This window comes from Oleiphilus sp. HI0086 (genome assembly GCF_001635225.1).
Window position 1 is genome coordinate 1 of sequence record NZ_LWFZ01001064.1, and the last position, 1191, is coordinate 1191.

A 1191-nucleotide genomic window follows, 5' to 3' on the forward strand; every position below is an offset into this window, starting at 1 on the left:
CACCACTGCCAAAAGCATTCTCAGCTTCTGAACTAGCTGTTTTGATTTGTGCTTCCAGCTCGCTCTCTTCAAAAACCAGACGCATACCACGTCCACCACCACCGGCAGAGGCTTTTACCATAATAGGGAAGCCGATGGTTTGGGCTTCTTTTAGGAGTGTCTCAATGTCTTGATCAGCACCTTCATAACCAGGGATACAAGGCACACCGGCCTTGGTCATAGCGATCTTTGATAAACGTTTGCTACCCATAAGCTCGATTGCTGCAGAAGGTGGGCCGATAAATTCAATATTGGCCTTTTCGCAAGCGTTGGCGAAGTCACAGTTTTCAGACAAGAAGCCATAGCCAGGGTGAATGGCGCCAGCGCCAGTTAGTTTAGCGGCCGCAAGGATTTTGTCTGCGACTAAATAGGATTCGCCTACTGGTGCTGCACCAATACATACCGCTTCGTCTGCGTTAAGAACATGTGGCGCACCCGCATCAGCTTCACTGTAAACCGCAACGGTTTTATAGCCGAGCGACTTAGCTGTACGCATCACACGAACGGCAATTTCTCCACGGTTTGCAACTAATACTTTTTCGAATGTCACTTGTTTAGACATCTTAATACTCTCTTTTTATCGTTATTCCCTCGAAGGCGGGAATCCATTGTTTTGATGATAACTGACTACTCTGCCCAGCTAGGCAATCTCTTCTGTACAAAGGCCATGGTGCCTTCCTGGCCTTCTTTACCTTGTACTGCTTGTGAGAAGGAATGGGCTGCAGAGTCTAATAACTCTTCCAATGGTTGTTTGCCGACTCCGAGTATCAGTTCTTTCGTGATACGGTTAGCATCTGGTGCACAGCGTTTAACTTGGCTAAGTACTGATTCTAGGTCTTCTTCAAGTGCTTCACTTGTTTCATGTGCCTCGTGAACAATGCCCAGCTCCTTAGCTTCCTGACCGTTAAAACAAGACCCTAATAAGGCTAGACGTCTCGCTTGGGTTAAGCCAATGCGTGTCACGACAAATGGAGCGATTTGAGCCGGTGGAATACCCAGGCCGGTTTCAGGTAAGCCAAATTTTGCGTCACTAGAGGTTAGGGCAACGTCGGAAATACAGGCAAGGCCAAAGCCTCCGCCCAGGACTGCCCCCTCTGTGACCACAATGAGTACCTGTGGAATCTGATTCGCATAAGTAATCATGCGTCCAAA

General features: G+C 48.1%; 2 protein-coding genes. Both read right to left on the reverse strand.

All coding sequences use genetic code 11. From position 1 onward, the window contains the following. Positions 1 to 601 (reverse strand): biotin carboxylase N-terminal domain-containing protein (locus A3756_RS18990; RefSeq protein WP_304438906.1); only part of this gene is annotated, 601 nt, incomplete at its 3' end. Positions 602 to 666: 65 nt separating this feature from the next. Continuing rightward, positions 667 to 1191: enoyl-CoA hydratase/isomerase family protein (locus tag A3756_RS18995; protein ID WP_197481386.1), on the reverse strand; the 525-nt coding region annotated here is incomplete at its 5' end.